The sequence below is a fragment of the Arcticibacterium sp. SM2516 genome (genome assembly GCF_057914865.1).
Genome location: NZ_CP195290.1, coordinates 1,303,518 through 1,322,756 on the forward strand (window position 1 = coordinate 1,303,518; position 19,239 = coordinate 1,322,756).

Below are 19,239 nucleotides of genomic sequence, written 5' to 3' on the forward strand. Positions count from 1 at the left end.
AATCAGACAATTAAAGTAAATTGGCATAGCGTTTACCCTGAGCTAATGTCGATGGGCTATGGTGATTGAGTTAAAATGGCTGTAGCCTGTGCTGAGCTTGACGAAGTGTACTGATTTGAAGCAATTTAACTACAGTCCCGATAAAATCGGAAGATTGCCTAATGCATAAATCGGGTTTATAATAAGCAGTTCCGGTATACCAGACATCTCCCAATCGGACAAAAAAAATGCCCTTCCATATCATGGAAAGGCATTTAATAAATTCTTAACTTTTAGTAACCAGGGTTTTGCTGGCTTTTCAAAGTCGGGTTATTATTAATTTCTTCAATTGGCAATGGCCATATGAATTTCAAATTTGAATAAGGTACGGCAGCTTGCATGGTAAATGTTGTTGCCGCATCATTGGTATACAAATTCGTAAAAGTAAGCGTACGGCTGGCTTTTGCTGGAATTCCTCCGGTTGTAAAGTCAGTGTCTGTGCTCAATCTGTGAATATCCATCCAACGAATACCTTCCGCCAAAAATTCAATTCTACGCTCATTCAAAATCGCTTTTATCAACTCCTTTTTAGAAGTAAAACTTGCAGCAGAATACCTAGCCGCAGAACCTTCTGGTAAGGCTCTGTTTCTTACCGTATTCAATAGTTCAAGGGCTCTGGCATCTACACCAGAAGAAGCACGGGCCATAGCCTCAGCCGCATTTAAGATAACTTCTGCATAACGAATAATTGGTGCATTATCGGTACGGGCAGTAGCATCAGCGTATTTCTTAGTGAAATAAGCTCCACGACCGGGAGATGTAGCTCCGTCTTGAGCCACCATATTGCTAGACTTTCTATAGTCGTCAGCTGCAAAAAAAGATTGATTCCAAATCACTGGGCTTATGCCTATAATCCCACGTCCACCACTAACAGAAGTAGAGTACATAGATGGAGCGGCACCATTGACGCCAGCATTGTCCACATCATTGTTTTCCATCGATAAGATAGACTCCAAATTGGTTTTATTGGCTGCACCAAAGGCTCCCATTGGCGTAGCTGTAAGCTGATATCCACCAATTGGACTCGTGATGGCACCAGATGCAGGTATCAACTTGTTCGCCTCTGCAATTACTTGTGCCCAGTTTCCTTGATGCAGTCTTACCCTTGTTTTAAGAGCAATGGCAGCACCTTTGGTAGCACGAGTAATCTTGTTCTTAGGATGCGTAGCGGCAAGATTTGCTTCCGCAAAATCTAAATCAGCCAATAATTTCTCATAACACTCTGCAACAGTATTTCTTCCCAGTTTACCCGCTTCATCAGCAGTAAGTCCAGTACTAGTGCCTACAGGCTCGGTACGATATACCACTCCACCAGCGGCAGCAGTTGGGTTATCGCCATAAGGGCGAGCATAGTTTACCAATAAATAAAAGTGGCCCATAGCTCTAAGAAGTTTTAACTCCGCTTCATAGCCATTTTTAACTTCCTGAGTAAGAGAACCCTCGATAGGTGCCCCTTGAACTCCAGCAATAGCCACATTGGCACGATTGATCATGGCGTAAATGGTCTGCCAGAAATACCCATTATTAGGAGAGTTTGCATCATAGGTACCATCGTAAGTAACACCATAGAAAGCGGCAACGCTTACCATATCTTCTCCACGACAATCGCCCTGCTGTAAATGAGCAGCACCGAAAGGATACCCTCTTACTACACCTGCACTAAGTCCTCCAGTGTAATACCCTGATTGAGCTCCATCGTAAACACCTGCAACTACTAATTCAATACGCTCTGGAGTTTGAAAAGCAGTAGATTCAGATAAGGCATCAATCGGTGCCAAATCGGTCACGTCGCACGACGCACCTGCGAATAGCAGCCCAAAGGCTAAGTATTTGCTATATTTTGATATTTTCATTTTTATCTCTTTAATTTTTTTGATGAATTATAGTCCCACGTTAAGACCAAATGTGAATGCTCTAAACTGTGGATTGGTATTATAATCAAGACCAAATGACTGGTTTACATCTCCATTGGCGTTCAATTCTGGGTCAAGACCAGAGTATTTTGTAAAAGTGATGGCATTCTGTAAAAGACCATATACACGTACACTCTGAATACCAATATTAGCTTTATCCAAAATAGAAGTAGGGATAGAATAGCCTAAAACGATATTCTGAATTCTTACAAAACTTCCGTTTTCAACAAAACGACTGATAGCGTTACCATTCAAGTTGATAATGTTACCATTGTTAAGAACCGTTTTAGGAACATCTGTTACCTGACCTTCGCTCTTCCAACGATCCATTATTTCTACACCGTTATTATTGAAGTCCTGGTTTAAAAGTGTCTCCTGACGAGTTACGTTCATGATTTTGTTTCCACCAGAGAAACGAGTGAAAATCTCTAAATCAACACCTTTGTATTTGAACGTGTTAGTGAAACCACCGAAATATAAAGGATTTGTATTTCCTAAAACCGTTCTGTCTCCACCATCAGCAATATCTGCCGCAGCTAGAGAAGCACCAGTAGTATTTGTGGTTACCGTTGGGTTAGCAGCGTCGTAGAACGAATAGGCTCCGTTGTTTACATTACGCTGAACAACACTTCCATCTCCTTTCAAGAATAATGGGAAACCGTTTGCTGGATTCACACCTGCAGATTGGTAGCCATACAAAGAAGCGACTGGATCACCTACTCTAACAATATGATATGCACTTGGGTAAATTGGCTGATCTTTACCATCTAGACCTTTGTTCAAACCCGTAACTTTATTCTCTTGAGTAGAATAGTTTAAGTTCATATCCCAAGAGAAATCTTTTTTGTTTAACACATCAAATGAAAGGTTGAATTCGTAACCCTTATTATACAAAGAACCAACGTTTTTAGAAATCGAGTTATTTGGAATTCCAAGTGATGGAGCAGTAGGAGCAGCAAGAATAAGATCCGAAACATCATTTTTATAATATTCTGCACTGAATAAAATTCTGTTATCCAAAATGCCTAAATCTATACCAAAGTTGGTTTGAGTACTAGACTCCCATTTAAGTTCAGAATTTCCTGCTTGTGTAAATCCTACACCATTTTGTGAACCATACTGAGCAGCTCCAAAAAGTCCTAAATAAGGAAAGTCTCCAATAGAAACGTTTCCTACTTGGGCGTAGCTGGCTCTGAATTTAATGTCATTAACAACGTCTGCTAGACTAGATTTTCTGTAGAAATCCTCGTTTGAAACCTTGTATGCCAATGATCCTCCGAAAAAGTTACCTCTACGACTTGCCGCTGGTAAATCAGACAATCCATCGTTACGACCAGAAAAAGTAAAGAAATACTTATTGTCGTAATCGTATTGAATACGTCCAAAATAAGAATCGAATCCTGAGTTTACACCACCACCGTACACCGCTGGAACAGAAAAGCTTCCAGAAATGATGTTCTCTCCTTGGAAAAATTTATCCGAGAAATTGGCAGCACTTGAAGTAAATGAGGATACCTGTTGTTTCTGATATTCCAGACCGGCAGTTAAGCTAAGAGCGTTTAATCCGAAATCTTTGATATAGTTGGCTGTATTTTGCCAGTTCCATCTTGTAACGTTTCTAGACGTTTGGTTCACCGTTCCTTTCGAGCCACGACCGTCGCCATGACGCGGGTCTTGAGCTGCAAAAGAACGAAGATCTGTGTAATCTACTCCGATCATCGACTTTAAAACCAAGCCATCGAATGGATTGATTTGAAGGTAATTAGTAGAAAGTACACGGCCGATTTGATTGCTAAATTTATTGTTAGCAAGTACAAAGGCAATATTTGTGTAATTATTATCAATGTTTCTGGTGTTAGCACCTTGTCCTAATACGGCACCATCTGGAGAGATATTATAACCTGTAGAATGCGTATCGCTAAAGATTGGCACGTTAGGGAACATCCTAGCTGCTGCCGATAAGTTACCAGATAATGCATTCGAGCCTGAGTTCAGTCCCATATTTTCTGTGCGAGCCGCTTGCATTTTTGTTCCTACAGACACGTACTTATTAAATTTGTGATCCAAATTTGTCGTGAAGTTGTATCTCGTCTGACCGTTAGAAACTACCGCTCCTTCTTGCTTATTGTATCCCAAAGAGAAGTAGTAATTGGTTTTGTCCATACCACCAGAAAAACTCAAATTATAGTTTTGAGCAGTACCTTGTTTCAGAATCACATCCTGCCAATCGGTATTGGTGTTATTTGCATCCAAAGCAGCTGGAGTAGTAGTGCCATTGGCATTTTTAACCTTTTCGTTGGCAATTTCTACAAACTGCTCCGCATTTAATAAATCAAAACGGTTTACAGGATTCGTTACACCATATTGCATGTCAAAATTAACCTTCATAGGCTGATTCTTAGCTCCCTTTTTAGTGGTAATCAAAATGACACCATTTGTGGCTCTAGAACCATAAATAGCAGTCGCTGCACCATCTTTTAAGATTTCTATCGACTCAATATCCGAAGGGTTAATATCTCCTAGCGGATTAGAAGGAACATTTGCTCCTGCTTGGTTCCCAGAAAGTGCAGGAACACCATCCACCACAAATAATGGCGAACCTCCAGAAGTAATGGAGTTTGTACCTCTAATCCTTATACGTGGAGCCTGTCCAAGGAGTCCACTACCCGTGGTAACCTGAACACCCGCTGCACGACCCGCCAACTGTTGGTCAAAACTTGGCGATACTAGTTTAGATAGAGACTCTCCGCTAACACTTGCTATAGAAGATGTTAATTTAGATTTCTTTTGAACGCCGTAACCGATAACAACCAGTTCGTTCAATAAATTTGCATCCGGTTCTAGAGATACGTTAATCTGACTTTTAGAACCAACGGATACCTCCATTTTCTTAAAACCCACAAAACTGATGGAGAGTGTTTCGTTCCCCGCAGCCAAAATTGAAAATTCTCCATTAGCGTCGGTAGAAGTCCCTCCAGACTTTCCTTTGACGGTAACAGTTGCTCCAGGTAAGCCTGAGCCATCTTCCGAAGAAGTCACCTTCCCTTTGATTGTTCTGTCCTGAGCAGCCACTTGATAAACAAGTGCTAAGCAAAGAGCAAAACTTAATAGTAGTTTTTTACGCATAGTTTAGTTTGATTTTGAATTAAAAAGCCCGTAAATGAATGTTAAAAGATTCATTTATTTTTATTTTCGGACTTAAAAAAAACTTAAATTTTAAGCTGTTAACTATAGGATTAAGCTGGACATATTTTTTTACCATGATTTCTCATGGAATGATGTTAAGTAATAGGGTCTATTTAGCTGTGTATTAAGGGAATGCCAAGTATATGGATAAAGAAGTTGTTTGGCTAGATAATGGGTTTAAAAGTGTCTTATCTGACGAATATAGAGGTAGAAATTAATGGTTTTTTTACTCCTGTTTTTCGCTTATTTTATTTGGAGGGAAAGCATAATATCGTTTTGAAAATAAATACAAAAAAAATACAGTGCGATCTTGATAAACGTATATATAGAAGTGATTTTTATAATTTGCCTTAAACATTTTCAAATGGGCACATGACAAAAGTTTTCTGGGTTCATGGTTTTAGCAAATTGGTAACCATCTTTCCACCACTCCGTCATTTGCTCTGGATCGAAAATAAGTGGGTTGGTTGTTAACTGACTTGGGGTATAGTAAAGGTTGATATTTACTTTTCGGTTTAGCCCTACTAACTTTCCAATGATGATATCCTTTGAATTACTTTGGTTATTCATGAACTTAAATGTTCTTAATAGTAATGAAAAAGGATTCTTAATAGGAGGATGATTTGACGAGCCAGTTTCACTTTCTAAAATGATGACATCAATATCGGTAGCTCAATTTTCTATGGCACATAAAATAGGTGTAAAACTTCCAAAACCACCATCGGCATATTGAAAATTATTTTTAGTAAAAAGGCTCATAAAAGGGGTAAAATTACTTGAAGCCCAAGCCCAATTACAAAATTCATCATAGCTGCAGTCATTAGAATTAAAATATTCTACCTTATCTAAGGTGAGGTTAGAAACCGTAAAAATGACCTTTTTATTTTGTACCCGTAAATCTTGAAATTCTTCTTCAGTGATGCTTTTTTTTATAAGTTTTAATAAGTTATCGCTTTCACCAAAAGTTGGGCAACCTTTTATAAAAGCACGTAAAGTATTAAAATGATTTATTCCCGTTTCGTATCCATTTAACTTAGACTTTTTGATTTTAAAGGGTGAAATATTGAAAATATCTTCTTGAGAAACGGAGGTAAATATTCCCTTTATTTTGGCCACCTTTCTTAAAGCCAAATGTGTTAATAATAAACTTCCTGCAGATGACCCCACAAAAAGGTCGTACTCATGACAGCAGTCGTTTATGAGGTGTTCTGCTACTCCTCCAGCAAATGCTCCTTTACTGCCGCCACCAGAAATTATTAATGCTTTCATGATTAGATTTTTTTGAATTATATACTATAAACGAATAAATGCTAATGAAGAGATTGGGTTGATGAACTTGTTCACGAGGATTTAGTTAAAGCCAGCATTGATGCATTGGTAAATCTTAATGTCCATTTAAACGATTCCCAATATCAATCTGGAGATTCTCTAAGGTAGAGTTGTAGTTAAAAGTGGCTTAAAACTATTGCTAAGCAACATTACGTCGAGCATGCACGGCTATAGATAGGGTATGCAGCAGTTTGCTCTAAGGTCAAACTTGGGATGCAGAATGGCCTGTTAGGCGGATTGTTAATTTAGCGGGTTGATGTCGGTTAAGGCAAGTCCAATTCCATAAACAATAAGTAGGCCTTAAACTTCTCAGGAATTTCCATTTCTGGATACGCTTCAATTTCTCGAAAACCAAAACTTCTATAAAGAGAATGAGCGGTTTCCATAAACTTGGGGCTGTCTAATCGAACTTTTTTATAACCAGCTTCTTTCGATGCTAAAAGTAGAGCTTCAAGTATGTCACGTCCAGCTCCAATACCTCTGTATGTGGGGTCAACATACATTCTTTTTATCTCGCCAATTTCTTCATTGATACTTTTAAGACTTCCAAGACCACAAACCCTACCATCATAAATGGCAAGTATAAGTCGGCCGTGAGGTGGTAGAAATTTATCTATCATCTTGATGTCTTGTTCTACTGCTTCGTCGGGATTATGAGGATGTACACCATACAAACATTGCATTTCGTCATTCCCCCAAATCAAATACTCAAGCCAAAGTCTTTTTACATCCTTTAAATCGTTAGGAAGTAAAACATCTCTGACTTGTATTGTTGGAATATCCATTGTTTCAATTTAATTCAAATATGAAGTATTTTTCACGCCTTTAAGCCAACATTATGAGTATATGGTTTTTGCGGGTTTAAGTAACTAATTTAGTAAATAAAAATCGAACCTACCGACAGGTAGGTAGAAAATCTGCGAACTCCGGTAGTAAATAAGATTCTTAGGTAGGATAGAACCTAGGCATGAATGTTATGCAAACTAATAGGGTATTTCAATTGAGGTGTTAGTGGAATCTCAAAGGACCAAATACAAGTGCTCATTCGTGATTTAATGGTGTTAAACAGGAAGGTCTTAAGCTTATGAAATTCGCAAACTTATTTGCCTTCTTTCTTCAAAATTTTGACAATGCGGTTAATGAATATTTCGGATAAATTCCAGTTGTATCCATTAAAGTCTGTGGTATTCATAAACTGTACCACAACGGTATCCATGTCTTTATGGTATTCTGAAAGGCTCTGATAACCAGGTAAGAGACCTCCATGTTCATACTCATAAATGGTGGAGTAGATTTCCTGTCCGCCTTCTTTAAACACAGAACCATCATTTAATGCACGCAAGAATATGCCTACATCTTCTGCCGAAGCAATCATGGAACCATAATCATTGGTCTTTATATCTTCTTCATAGCCTACATAATAGCCACTCATAAGGTCGTCTAAATTGATTTCGCTAAGCGAACTGAACGTATTTTTAAGGCCAAGAGGTATCAAAATTTCTTCCTTGATATATTGGTGATGGCTATAACCCACCACTTTGTCAATGAGCCTGGAAAGTAACAAATAATTGGTGTTACAATATTGATAATCTTTACCCGGTTTAAAATTGGCGGGCAAATCAAGTGCGTATTCCAGTACATCTTTAGTGCTGTCTTGTGGCTGATCCCAAAAGCCAGGGTAGTCCGTAAAAATGGGAATGCCACTCCTGTGCTGCACCATCAATCTCAAAGTGATTTCATCTGCATATTCAATTCTACCCACAAGTTCTGGAAAGTAATCGGCTAGCGTTTTATCTAATGAAAGCCTTTTGGCATTGACTAATTTGGTGATAGCCACAGCAACATATAGTTTGTTTATACTCCCAATCTTGAATAATGATTTTGGGTCTGCTGGTATCTTTTCTGCTCTGTTTTTATAGCCAGCTGCATAAAATTGCGGTGGTTTGCCGGCCTGGTCCACGTAAACTATCATTCCATCAAATCCGTAACCAATGGCTTCATCAAGTTGCTCTTGAACGGTATTGGGTAGGGGTATTATCCAAGCTTTTACCAAAATCCAGGGTACAAAATACAAGGAGCCAATACTGGCAAGAATAAATAAGATGCGGAGTATACGTTTCATTTTTAGCTTTCAGGGAATGGTGGGTTTCTCTTGAGTATTAGCAAGCTAGCTGCTTTTAGAGAAAATATCAAGACGGAGGGATTTCAATTTTCGCGATAATGCATAAAGCGGGTTTAAAACCAGGCTGTCGATAGGGCAGACGCTCGAATGGCTTTCTGTCACGATGGTATACCGATTATTGATAGCGACATAAGGCTCTATTTAAGCCGGTTCAAGCATTGGAGTATGGTAATGAGTTTTAAAGTGGCATAAATCTGACATTTAAACGAGATTAGCATAGCAGTTTACCCTGAGTTTGCCGATGGAAGCAATTTAGATTCGGTCTCGATAAAATTGGAAGATTTTCTAATGCATAAAGCGGGTTTAATCTATGGCATCTTTTTGTTTGTTTTTGTCAATCTTAATTCACTTCCAATGGGCACTACGTGGGTGTTTATGGGGAATCTGGCGGGTAGGGAGTTGGCGATAACGTATCTGCCGAACTAGTCAAATAAACCTACATCATTATGGCAAAGATTAGGGTAAGGTAAATATTGGTTTTGCTGTCTTGTGGTAATAGCATTTTTGATTCAATACTTGAAATAACTAAAGGATTTAAATCTCTTATTTATGCTAAGTTTCTTTCTTTTAACAGGCTTTTCAGAGCTTTATCCTTTTCTTTATTTTTAGGATTATTAAATGCTCTGAATAAGAAAAACAAAGGAATTAAGGTGAAGAGTCCAATATTGTTTTTGACCATGCCGTAAATTGTGATTCCAATCATTATTCCAATAAGCGTTGCGTTCATGATGGCGTTTGACTTCATTTTTTTTGCTTTGGCTAAAAGCTCTTCGTCTGTTAATTCTGATAGTTCTTTTTCGGTCATTTGTAGTCGTTTATCTTAATAAGCCATAACTTAATGTAGTTAGGGTTCATATTTTAAAACTCAAATTACCGAAAAAGTATTTAATCTATTAGGTCTAATTAAATAGAAATAATGTCTAGCAGACATTTGATAAGCTTAGGTTAAATGGCTTGTTTTTTATAGACTAGTTTTTAAAATATTCAATTGGGTTTAAATAAAACATTTTCATCCAACCTTGTATGTCCGAATCCATTCTCCAGATGTACGGAAAAGCAGTAACAATAGCATAGTGTAAGTGTGGTGGTTTTCCAGCTGCATTTCCGCTAGTTCCTACTGTTCCAATTACGGAGTTCTGACTTACAAAAGATAAAGAAGAGGCTTTTATTTCGTTTAGATGTGCATAGTAATGCAGTCGCCATTTTGGCCCAAGGACCAAAACAAATTTTCCGCCCATACCCATTTCTGCAGAAAATAAAACGAGTCCGGCAGTAGAAGAATTAATCACAGTTCCTTTTTTTGAAAAAATGTCCACACCCTGATGTGTTAAAGATTTCCCCCAAGGGTAGGCCCAAAATGAATTGACATTATAGTCTGATTTAGTAGCTCCTTTAACAGGCATTTTTAAATCCTGAGGGATTAAAAAACCAATCATTAGAATGGTAAAGGAGCTGATAAAAAGGATTGTTATTTTTCTCAATATGCTTAAGGTCTCAAGTGATGGTGAATGTAGTTACTTATAAAATTTTAAAGAAAGTGGGATGACTCTCTGAGTAGATAATCTTAAATGTTTGTTTGTGCCGGTTTGAAGTGGATGTTAATTGATATTCTTTACTATTCTTTAAACGGAAAGAGTTTTTAGTCTGTTTTAACTCCTCCACAGAGATTCCTTGAGTGATGTACCCTTTTTTTGTCTTATATCGAAAAATAGCAAAATCTTTAGAACTTTTACTGTACCTACCAGTATGGTAATTTTGTTTTTCAAAACCAAGGAAGATCGCTATGGTTCTTACTGGGCTGTGTTCCAAAGCGTATTCCTTTAGTTTGGTATTTAGATTGTTGCTCATCCAAAACAAAGATATAATGATTACAACTATAGCTAAATAGACAAAAAGAGGACCTTTGAGAATCCATAATAATGGACTCTGTTTAAAGGAAATTCCTTTTATATTTTTTTCATGTTTGTTTGTGAATTTAAAGAATAGGGTGGTAAGTCCAAGGGCGAAGAAAATAAGGCTAAACGTTTCTATAATGCCCCAATATAGAATTAAATGTCCGTAAAAGGTTTTTAGTCCAAAGCCCGTGAGAACTAAGATTATTCCTATTAACTGTCTTATCATTCTATTGTGTGTGGTAAGAATTCCAGCTTTTGTTCATTCAAATTTAAAGGATTTTTTTCTTTGATGAAATAATTCTGAGCTAGCGACTAAGTTAAACGGTAATGTCTAAAACCTTACTGGTTCTAAGCTTTTAAACCTGCCACTTTGATCAATCTATCAATGCGTCTTTTGTTTTCTTGTTGCAATAAGGAGGGATATAAATTCATCAATATCATAATCAGGGCAAAGAGGTAATTGTAATTAAATAGTTTTACTAAAGCGAAAATGGTCATGAAAGCAAAGCCGATAAAATGACTTATCTCGGCTATTGTCATTTCTTTCCTAAGCACGTGTAATTCAGCAAGTCCAATTTTGGTTTTTATTTGAAGCTTTTGATTGAAAAATTGGAAGGGCGTATTCTTTACAATCCATTTAAAAACACCAATGCCAATATTTTTATTCAGCGTTTTACTTTGAATGATATTCAGATTTGAGATGCTTTTGTAGTATGCCGTTTTCATCAAAATAGCATTTAAAATCAACCCGACTAACCAAGATATAAATACAATTGAAATACCGAAAGTTAAATGTTTGATAATCATATTTTATCCTGTTGCTTTGAAAAACACTTCGAGTTTCTTTTCGTCAAGTTTTCCGACGTTTATACTCCTGCAAAGATAACTCATAAACAGAATGAATAATGGTGTGTCGACGTGAAAGCGGAGCAACGTGCCTGAATTTTATCAATTACTCATTTGGGAATTCAGTAGGGACCGCCATGAAAATTAACTGCTTAAGGTATCGATACAAAGGCATTATAAGACCCAAGCTAAATAGCCTGAGCGAATCTCATTGCGAGCTGTTTACGTTTACCGAAAAGTGCCCAAATGGAAACCTTGATATCATTCATTTCCATCAAGATTTGGAGAGCTTGAATTGGTTCACTCCCTTTTTTAGGGAAACGGGAACGCCAGCCCATAGTTTTTTCCCTGAATAACGGTCACTTTTCTGCTCATTCAGACTAATCAGTTGATAGTTTGTGTTTTCGAGCGGAGTAAACCATTCTGGAAACTGATTGATTCTGGTCCAGTCAAATGGCATATTCATGAACGTTTTATGCCTTGGTGAATCAAATTGTAATTCTCCTTGCCAATCTTCATCTACCGTAACACTGATCATCAAATCATCACCATTCATTACGGCTCCTACTTTCATGTCTGACCGCCATGGTTGGACAGTCATGCCTTGGGTTTTCCAAAGACAATACATGATGGTGGTTCTGGCAAAGTTTCCGTCACCATGCCAGCCTTCAATTACACCCGAACCCTGCCACTTCAGACTATTGGCTCTGTGGTTGGAATCCTGCATAGACCACATCACTTGAATTTCACTGTCAATCCACTCTGCTGTGGAAGGTATACGCTCTCTGGCATATAAATTTAAGGATCCTTCAATGGCATCTGCATAGCCATCTGACGAACCCTCTTCCCAATCAAAGTTTTTGTACTTTTCATTGAGTACACTCAAACCTTTCAAAGTAGCCGTCCTATACTTTTCGACTGAATCAATCTGATAAACGGTGTAAAAGGCATCAAAAATATAACCAAAAGTATCTGCAGTTCCATCCCATTTTATATCTCCATTCTTTGGGTTTATGGCATTATAAAAAAGTCCATCTTCATTCCTGCCAACTTGTAATATGCGATCGAGCATCGCATAAATATGGGGTTGATATGCTTCTTTCTTTTTAATATCTACAAAATTTACAGAAGCATATAATTCACAAAGCCCTGAAATAACCTCACATCCGTGGTCTCTTAATCTTAGAATCTCAGAGTTTCTGGTAGGATGCTTATCCCCTAATAAATAGAAGTCGCCCAACCGTATTGCCCAGTCTAAATACTTTTGTTCCCCGGTCATCCAGTATACTCTAGACAATACCTGTAACATCTCACCATTGAGTTCCGCGTTGGTAGAAACAATATTTCCATACTTTGTCTCCACGGGTGCATGCTTCCATATGTCATCCAGTATGGCAATCATCCTCTCTGACCATGGACTTTTTCCTAGCCATTCTGTGAGCGGCAGCAAACCATCTTTGATATATTCTGATGAGCCAAATAAAATATCATGTAAATCGGGTTCGGTCGTAACAAAACCCTTTTTGGAGAAGGAATAAGTATCTGGTAAACGGTCAATGCGTGAAGTTAAACGGGTTTCCGTTTTAAGTATATCCAACATTCTCCCTTCAAAAAGTTTTCGGTCGGTTAAGGCAGCGGTCAATACCATGAATGGGTAGTTATCGGCAGCGGCATCCTTGGCATTCCAGATGTCTGTATTTTCTGCTAGGTTTTTAGGAATGAGTCCCGTTTCGGGGTCAGCGTATTTAAGCCAATCATCCACAAAACGCCGACATCTTTCATAGCCCTCATTGACCAATATGCCATTTGATTGAGCTTGTTTTAAGGCCAATGCCTCGGAGTCAGAAAGGGTGATTTTGCTCGTACAGGAAAAAATAAGCAAAAAGCTAAAACTGATAATGGCATAATAAGTTTTATTCATGGCTGGGTTTTAGGGTATTTTTCTACACCACCAGACGGCAGTCTTGTAGTGTGCTTTGAATGGTGAATTTAGTTCTTTCAGAGAATAATCCCAAAGCGTGTATGCCAACCGACCATGGTGGCCTAATGATTTCCAGATATCGTATAGCAGAATCCACTTTCTCTTAGTTTAGCGGTGCTGTAGCAGTTTTATTTCTTACGCTGTTGGAAGAGCCATTTTGGCATGGTTTCTCCTAAAATCGTTGTAGTAAAAACATTGCCGTGTGTCGTTCCTTTTAGTTTCCAAAAGCGAACATTTTTGTTCAATTCCTTATAAAATTGTTCATCGCTATCGATTGGATTTTCGGTGTCGTCTATGCCGTGAATTAACCAAATAGGTATTTCGGTCAAATCTGGCAAATTGTCAAACTGTGGAATTCCTGAAATGCTAATGCCTGCCGCAAATAAATCGGGTCTTGCCGACAAGGAATTTATTACGGTTGAAGCTCCCATTGAAAATCCAACGACATAAATGCTGTTATTGTCAATATTCAAATTTGATTTAAGCGAGTCAATAAGTTCTAATACGGAATTTAAACAAGGTCTCGGTACCGAATAAAGCACATTTCTTGTTGTGCTATCCATGACATAGTCTGAAGAACGGGTTGGGAATTGTGGGGCCAAAACATAAGCCGGATACTTATTTTGAATTTCAGGACTGGCAAACAGCTTTGGTAATATCCCTAAATGAGAGGTATTGTCGGTCCCCACTGGTCGTCCTGAACCATGATAAACTACCACTAATGGATATTTTTCATTTGTCTTTTGTTTGGGCCTAAATAAACGATACTTGATTTCAATTTGCTCCTTACCTCTAAAAGAAGCGGTATCAAAAATATCGTTATCCAAACTTCTGATTTTGAAAATCTCTTGTTTCGATAAAGTGGTATCCGCGTTATTTTTTAGGACAACTTGCCCGAATTGCTTTTTAGTAGGAGAACAAGCATTCAGGAAGATGATTGAAGCTAAAAATATCCTTGTCATTATTATGTTTCTGTCCGTTTGGGTGGGCTTAAAATTGTTGCCAACGGTTTGACGCTTTAAGTACATCGGGAATTTGAAGTACAAACACCCTTTTTATGAAAACTCATCTTATCGGTTCGTTCCCTTTCTTGTCAAGCTACTTTTTTAAGATTAATATTATGGTAACAGTCGCAATTAATACAAGTCCACACACCACAAACAAAAGCGTTTTTATCGATTTTAATTCCTTTTCTTGGTTGTCTAACCGTTTTGGAAAGTCAATATTTAAAATGGTTTTAGTTAAGCTTTCGGACGCTTTTATTAGAGCTTTATGTGGATGTAAAATACTCTCCACATTGTTTGTAACACTTTCTATGTGTGTTGCAAAAGAAGTTTGAAGTTGAACCGAAGTTTCAACTGCTTTTTTTGCAACAAGTTTTGATTGGTTAATGTGCTCAACTGCACTATTAAGTTTAGCAACTTCTTTATCCATTGCCTTCAAATTATCGTCCAATTCTTTAAACATAATATTCTTTTAAGATTTTATTATTATAATTTTTAAAATTATTTAGGGTTTGTTTTGCCAATACATTTTGGATATTTTTAATATGGCTGTCCAAACAGTTCAAATCTCTGTCCTGGATGTAACGTGTTACTTTATTGATTATATTATCTAACTCCTCAAGAGTGAAGTCGTTATCAATAATGTATAAATCTTTGGTTCGGTTCAGAAGTTCAGAATTATCAAAATTGTTAATCATCGTTGCAGAATAATATTGCATTAATGAAATTACTGGGTTCTTGTTGTAGGATTCTAAACTCCTTCTTGCCGAATTTTCAAGCTGTCTTAATTGGTCATTGTTAATAGCTTTGTTTGCAAAATGCTCAAATACAGAAAAGTCTAATTTACTTCCAAATTCAGTTATTTCTCTAATTTCATCTACAAATTGCGAATCAAAATAGTCATTCACAATTTGTAAAAATTCTTTGTTCCCTAATTCTTCAGCTTCTTGTCTGCTTAAATTAGTCATAGATAAAGTTTTGAAAATAGCTTTATCTATTGTGTCAGCCATATTATTTAATGCAGTTTCTCTTTTGCTAAAAACATTGTCGTATGTAAAATCAATTAATGTGTTTATGCAATTTCTCAATGCTGTTCTTTGACCGCCATTTCGAGCATTTTGCATTAAAGATGCTACATAGTTTTCTGGGTAATACCTTTTGAAGTGAGTATATAGATTTTGATATATTTCTTCGGCTGTTTGATTTTGACAAATAGCATTTATTGATTTTGCACCATAGTCAATTGTATAGTCTTTTACTACACCTAAAATTGATAAACGATAAATAATTTTGAAAGTATCTTGCTCTTGTCTCACTTGTTTAAAAAACTCTTTCAGTTCATCTGTTTGTTGTGTTGAAAAATTAATTGCTTTTCCGTGTGTTCTTTTATAATTGGTTTTGAGATTATTTATAAAATCATTATCGCTTTGGCAAAAGTTCGTAGAATTTTTGACCATTGCATATTCAAAAGAAGGATTGAAGTTTAGATTAAGATATTCTAATGTTTGCTGAACGCCATTATTCTCTAATCCAATAGTTATTACACTCGTTTGATTGTTTGGAATTTGACTTATAATAAATTCAATACCTTGTTTTTCAGGTGTAACATTTACAACTTGTAACCATTCTAAAAGATTTAGGTTGTTTGGTTTGTTGTCTCTGACAAATTGTGTCATTGAGTTTAATAGTTGAGTTGCTTCAACTTCTGAACACATATTATTTCCGTTGGTTTCAGATATAAGACCATTAAATCTAATTCTGCCATAAGTTTGACCAAATTCGCCACCATTTATGTAAATCATTGTTGGATTAGGATTTGGAAACGGTTTTCCAAATCTTACCTCACGACCTAAATCTGAAAAAATAACATCTTGGGTTTGGTCTTTATTTGATGTGTGAGGAAACGTAATTCTGTCTAATAATTCAAGTGTAATACTTTTTTCATAATCACTACCTTTAAATGAATTAAACAAAAATGTATCTTGGATATTTCGGGCAACAGAAACGTCTTTACCCTTTGAATTTAGTACTAATAAATTGTTGCAATGTAAAACATAGCAAACTGCATTTTTTCTATCTCGACCGGCACGACCTGCTTCTTGATAAAATCCTTCTATTGAAATTGGGTGAGTAATATGTAAAGTGAAACGAATATTTGGTTTATCAATACCCATTCCAAACGCTTTGGTTGCAACTAATAGTGTGATTTTGTTGCTTTTGAAATCGTCTTGAACTTGTTCTAATGAAGAACTATCTCCACTACCATAATATTCGCCAATTAAATGTGCAACATCTGGAAATTGTTGCCTTAAATAATTTGCAATGTATTGAACACCCGATGGCATTTTGTCGGTAGAATGTGGACAAAATATAATTCCACAATTTGAATTATTGCCTTGATATTTAATGAAATCAGAAAATGAGTTTGCATTACATTCTCGCAAATGAGGTTCGGAAATTAAATCATTCTGTAAAACATTTAAAAGTCCTTGTTTCTTCGCTTCAAAGACAGAATTGTGTAATGTCCAAAAGTCTGTGCCTGCACCAATTTTAATTGCAGGAATATTTTTGATTTTAAACTTTAATTCTTCTCTTTCTAATTTTTCTGGTCTTACAATATCACTATTGTTTTGTAATCCTACTTCTCTTTGAACATCACTCAAAACGTCAAAAGATGCTGTTCCTGTAAGTCCTAATGTTGGAATTGTTTCTCCATTATGCCCTGAAAAACAAAATGCTCTTGAATTATCTCCAAGTTTTAAATATGCTGTTCTAAAATCGTGTCCCCATTCTGAAACACAATGAGCTTCGTCAATAACACAAAATGCAAAATTTTTATTTCTTGCTCTTACATTTCCTATTTTATTTCTGAAATCATTTATTACAAATCGTTCAGGCGACACAAAGGCAAATAAGTAATTGCCGTTTACAAATTTATTTGTGTTTTCTTCTTTTTCTTTGGCCGATAAAGTTGAGTTTATATAAGTTGTAGCATCAATGAAAACATTTTTAAGGTTTTCATTTTGGTCTTTCATTAATGCCTTAATTGGGTCAATAACAATTATTAAACCTGCTTGCAAAAGCGATGCAACTTGATAAGTCAATGATTTTCCTGCACCTGTTGGCAAAAGTGCAATTGGGTTTCTTTTTTGTAGTGCCTTAGATAATATTTCTATTTGCCCTTCTCTGAAACTTGTTTTTCTGAAAAATGATTGTAAGAAAAAATTAAGGTTTTCAGTTCTATCATCTTCTTTGTTTTCAGGTACATTTTCGTACTTAATAAATTTATGAAAGTTAAAAGTTCGAGTATATTCTGTATGATGAATAGAACGAATTACAATTGTATTTTGTGCTAAACTTTGAGTAGGTCGATTAAGAAAAGTTGGGTAATTGAGAACAGAAATATCAATAACTAAATCGTAATTGCGAAAGTCTGAATTAGCATTGAAGATTTGACAATTATTATCAACATTGAGTTTTGCGTTAGCAAACTCAATGGTATTAAATATTGTAAGTTCTATATTGGCCAATTTTAATTCTTCGCCATTTTCATTTTGTAATATTGATAAATGCTTTATCTGAATTAGCAAATCTTCAATTGCAATTTTTCCACAAGGAATGTCTCTTTCTATGATTGCAATATTCAGAGTTTCTACATTTCTATTTATTAAGCCACTTTTTAGAGCCTTTAGAAACGCCTTTTGAACTCTTGAAATCCCAAACGTTGAAAGGTGTAATTGTAAATAGTCTAAACCTAATTCATTTGCAAATAGGGGTATTTCAATATTTTGTTTGAAAGTCTGAAAATAAGGATGTTGTAAATAACTACTAATTTTATTAGCTTGTATTGCTGTTAAATTATTGACTTCATTTGTCCAAATTCTTACGGTGTCAAAGTTATTTTGGTCTGCAAAAAAATCTCTTCTTTGGTCTTTTAGTGCTTGTGTTTGTTCCCTGTGTTGTTGTCCATCTATTTCAATTACAATTCCGTTTTTAAATCCATCTGCTTTTGGCAGTTGAATTAGAAAATCAATATTTTGATGAACAAACAAATCTTCTGTTTGTCTTCCTACAACTGACGGCATTGTTCTTTGGAGTTGCAAAAGTTGATTTGTATTTTGTCCAAATCGTGAAATTGTATTTATAAAAAAATCTCTCTCAAATGGGCTTCCTCCGTGGTCTTCCCAATTATTATAAGTGTTTTCAGTATTTAGATCTTGTGTTCTGTTATCAGCAATTACTAAACACTTTAAAAAATTAATAGCATTTGAATTGTCAAAGTCAAATGAAATAGTTCCTATGCCGTTTATTTTTTCAGTTGTTAAATTGAAAATCTTTTCAAATTCTCTTTCAATAAATATGCTTGAAATTGTGGGCAGTCCTCTTGAAATTTGGTTGTCAAGAACTGAAAATATTGGATGTTCAGTTTCATTGTCAGCATTATTTATGGTCGGATTTTGACAATAGAATTTTGATAAGTTAGTCGCTATTTCTAACCAATAGTTTTTGTCAACAGAGCTTTCTATGCTTTTTGCTACTCCTTGTAAAATATGTCCTGCGAAGAATTCTTTCATTTTTTCTGTGGTTTCGTTTTGTGTAGGGCGTCTAGGGTGTCGGTAAACATTATTGAAGTACAATATTTTACTTTCAGGTGCGTCCCCCAATCTTATCGGAATGTTATTGTGTGCAACACCAAAAGCTGTTGTGAATCTACTTCCTCTCAAAACTATTGAATTCATCCATAAAAACAAGTAAAATGCAACCGTTTAATCATTAAAAGGAGCAGGATTCCTTTAAACTTGAAATAGGACAGGAAATTGAGGTGTCTTATCCCCCCAGAAAAAAAGTTTCCCAAATTAACCCA

The 19,239-nt window shown here is 36.1% G+C and carries 14 protein-coding genes; all 14 read right to left on the reverse strand.

Annotated features, from left to right (window positions below; genetic code table 11):
* Positions 1–272: 272 nt before the first annotated feature.
* The 14 genes from ACSBFT_RS05420 to ACSBFT_RS05485 all read right to left on the reverse strand — a co-directional run bounded on the left by ACSBFT_RS05420 (position 273) and on the right by ACSBFT_RS05485 (position 18,949).
* Positions 273–1,892, reverse strand: a complete 1,620-nt coding sequence (locus ACSBFT_RS05420; RefSeq protein WP_463047028.1) for a RagB/SusD family nutrient uptake outer membrane protein — start codon at positions 1,890–1,892, stop codon at positions 273–275.
* A 27-nt stretch (positions 1,893–1,919) separates the two neighbouring features.
* Entirely contained in the window at positions 1,920–5,078 is a 3,159-nt protein-coding gene (locus tag ACSBFT_RS05425; protein WP_489603831.1) for a SusC/RagA family TonB-linked outer membrane protein, read from the reverse strand.
* 420 nt (positions 5,079–5,498) lie between these two features.
* On the reverse strand, positions 5,499–5,708 hold the full coding sequence (locus ACSBFT_RS05430; RefSeq protein ID WP_489603832.1) for a hypothetical protein: 210 nt from the start codon (positions 5,706–5,708) through the stop codon (positions 5,499–5,501).
* 102 nt (positions 5,709–5,810) lie between these two features.
* Complete coding sequence (locus tag ACSBFT_RS05435) at positions 5,811–6,407, reverse strand: patatin-like phospholipase family protein (protein WP_489603833.1); 597 nt, start codon at positions 6,405–6,407, stop codon at positions 5,811–5,813.
* A 323-nt stretch (positions 6,408–6,730) separates the two neighbouring features.
* The gene (locus ACSBFT_RS05440) at positions 6,731–7,252 is read right to left on the reverse strand and encodes a GNAT family N-acetyltransferase (protein ID WP_489603834.1); all 522 of its coding nucleotides are present in this window, start codon (positions 7,250–7,252) and stop codon (positions 6,731–6,733) included.
* Positions 7,253–7,566: 314 nt separating this feature from the next.
* Positions 7,567–8,589: a serine hydrolase domain-containing protein gene (locus ACSBFT_RS05445; protein WP_489603835.1), complete on the reverse strand. Its 1,023-nt coding sequence runs from the start codon at positions 8,587–8,589 to the stop codon at positions 7,567–7,569.
* A gap of 607 nt (positions 8,590–9,196) precedes the next feature.
* Positions 9,197–9,454, reverse strand: coding sequence for an FUSC family protein (locus ACSBFT_RS05450; protein WP_463048479.1), 258 nt, complete (start codon positions 9,452–9,454; stop codon positions 9,197–9,199).
* 163 nt (positions 9,455–9,617) lie between these two features.
* Complete coding sequence (locus ACSBFT_RS05455; RefSeq protein WP_489603836.1) at positions 9,618–10,130, reverse strand: M23 family metallopeptidase; 513 nt, start codon at positions 10,128–10,130, stop codon at positions 9,618–9,620.
* A 37-nt stretch (positions 10,131–10,167) separates the two neighbouring features.
* Entirely contained in the window at positions 10,168–10,770 is a 603-nt protein-coding gene (locus ACSBFT_RS05460) for a hypothetical protein (protein ID WP_489603837.1), read from the reverse strand.
* Between the two features lie 122 nt (positions 10,771–10,892).
* Entirely contained in the window at positions 10,893–11,351 is a 459-nt protein-coding gene (locus tag ACSBFT_RS05465) for a glycosyl-4,4'-diaponeurosporenoate acyltransferase CrtO family protein (protein WP_489603838.1), read from the reverse strand.
* A 313-nt stretch (positions 11,352–11,664) separates the two neighbouring features.
* The gene (locus ACSBFT_RS05470) at positions 11,665–13,311 is read right to left on the reverse strand and encodes a hypothetical protein (protein ID WP_489603839.1); all 1,647 of its coding nucleotides are present in this window, start codon (positions 13,309–13,311) and stop codon (positions 11,665–11,667) included.
* A 188-nt stretch (positions 13,312–13,499) separates the two neighbouring features.
* Positions 13,500–14,333, reverse strand: coding sequence for a carboxylesterase family protein (locus tag ACSBFT_RS05475; RefSeq protein ID WP_489603840.1), 834 nt, complete (start codon positions 14,331–14,333; stop codon positions 13,500–13,502).
* A gap of 136 nt (positions 14,334–14,469) precedes the next feature.
* The gene (locus tag ACSBFT_RS05480; protein ID WP_489603841.1) at positions 14,470–14,838 is read right to left on the reverse strand and encodes a hypothetical protein; all 369 of its coding nucleotides are present in this window, start codon (positions 14,836–14,838) and stop codon (positions 14,470–14,472) included.
* Positions 14,831–18,949 (reverse strand): RecQ family ATP-dependent DNA helicase, encoded by a 4,119-nt coding sequence (locus tag ACSBFT_RS05485; protein WP_489603842.1) that lies wholly within the window; start codon positions 18,947–18,949, stop codon positions 14,831–14,833. Before ACSBFT_RS05485 ends, ACSBFT_RS05480 begins: the two co-directional genes overlap by 8 nt.
* Positions 18,950–19,239: the final 290 nt, after the last annotated feature.

Coding starts and splice junctions, on each gene's coding strand:
- ACSBFT_RS05465 (WP_489603838.1), bottom strand. CDS start 11,351: ATGATTATCAAACATTTAACTTTCGGTATTTCAATTGTATTTATATCT.
- ACSBFT_RS05435 (WP_489603833.1), bottom strand. CDS start 6,407: ATGAAAGCATTAATAATTTCTGGTGGCGGCAGTAAAGGAGCATTTGCT.
- ACSBFT_RS05485 (WP_489603842.1), bottom strand. CDS start 18,949: ATGAAAGAATTCTTCGCAGGACATATTTTACAAGGAGTAGCAAAAAGC.
- ACSBFT_RS05480 (WP_489603841.1), bottom strand. CDS start 14,838: ATGTTTAAAGAATTGGACGATAATTTGAAGGCAATGGATAAAGAAGTT.
- ACSBFT_RS05425 (WP_489603831.1), bottom strand. CDS start 5,078: ATGCGTAAAAAACTACTATTAAGTTTTGCTCTTTGCTTAGCACTTGTT.
- ACSBFT_RS05460 (WP_489603837.1), bottom strand. CDS start 10,770: ATGATAAGACAGTTAATAGGAATAATCTTAGTTCTCACGGGCTTTGGA.
- ACSBFT_RS05450 (WP_463048479.1), bottom strand. CDS start 9,454: ATGACCGAAAAAGAACTATCAGAATTAACAGACGAAGAGCTTTTAGCC.
- ACSBFT_RS05475 (WP_489603840.1), bottom strand. CDS start 14,333: ATGACAAGGATATTTTTAGCTTCAATCATCTTCCTGAATGCTTGTTCT.
- ACSBFT_RS05445 (WP_489603835.1), bottom strand. CDS start 8,589: ATGAAACGTATACTCCGCATCTTATTTATTCTTGCCAGTATTGGCTCC.
- ACSBFT_RS05470 (WP_489603839.1), bottom strand. CDS start 13,311: ATGAATAAAACTTATTATGCCATTATCAGTTTTAGCTTTTTGCTTATT.
- ACSBFT_RS05440 (WP_489603834.1), bottom strand. CDS start 7,252: ATGGATATTCCAACAATACAAGTCAGAGATGTTTTACTTCCTAACGAT.
- ACSBFT_RS05430 (WP_489603832.1), bottom strand. CDS start 5,708: ATGAATAACCAAAGTAATTCAAAGGATATCATCATTGGAAAGTTAGTA.
- ACSBFT_RS05420 (WP_463047028.1), bottom strand. CDS start 1,892: ATGAAAATATCAAAATATAGCAAATACTTAGCCTTTGGGCTGCTATTC.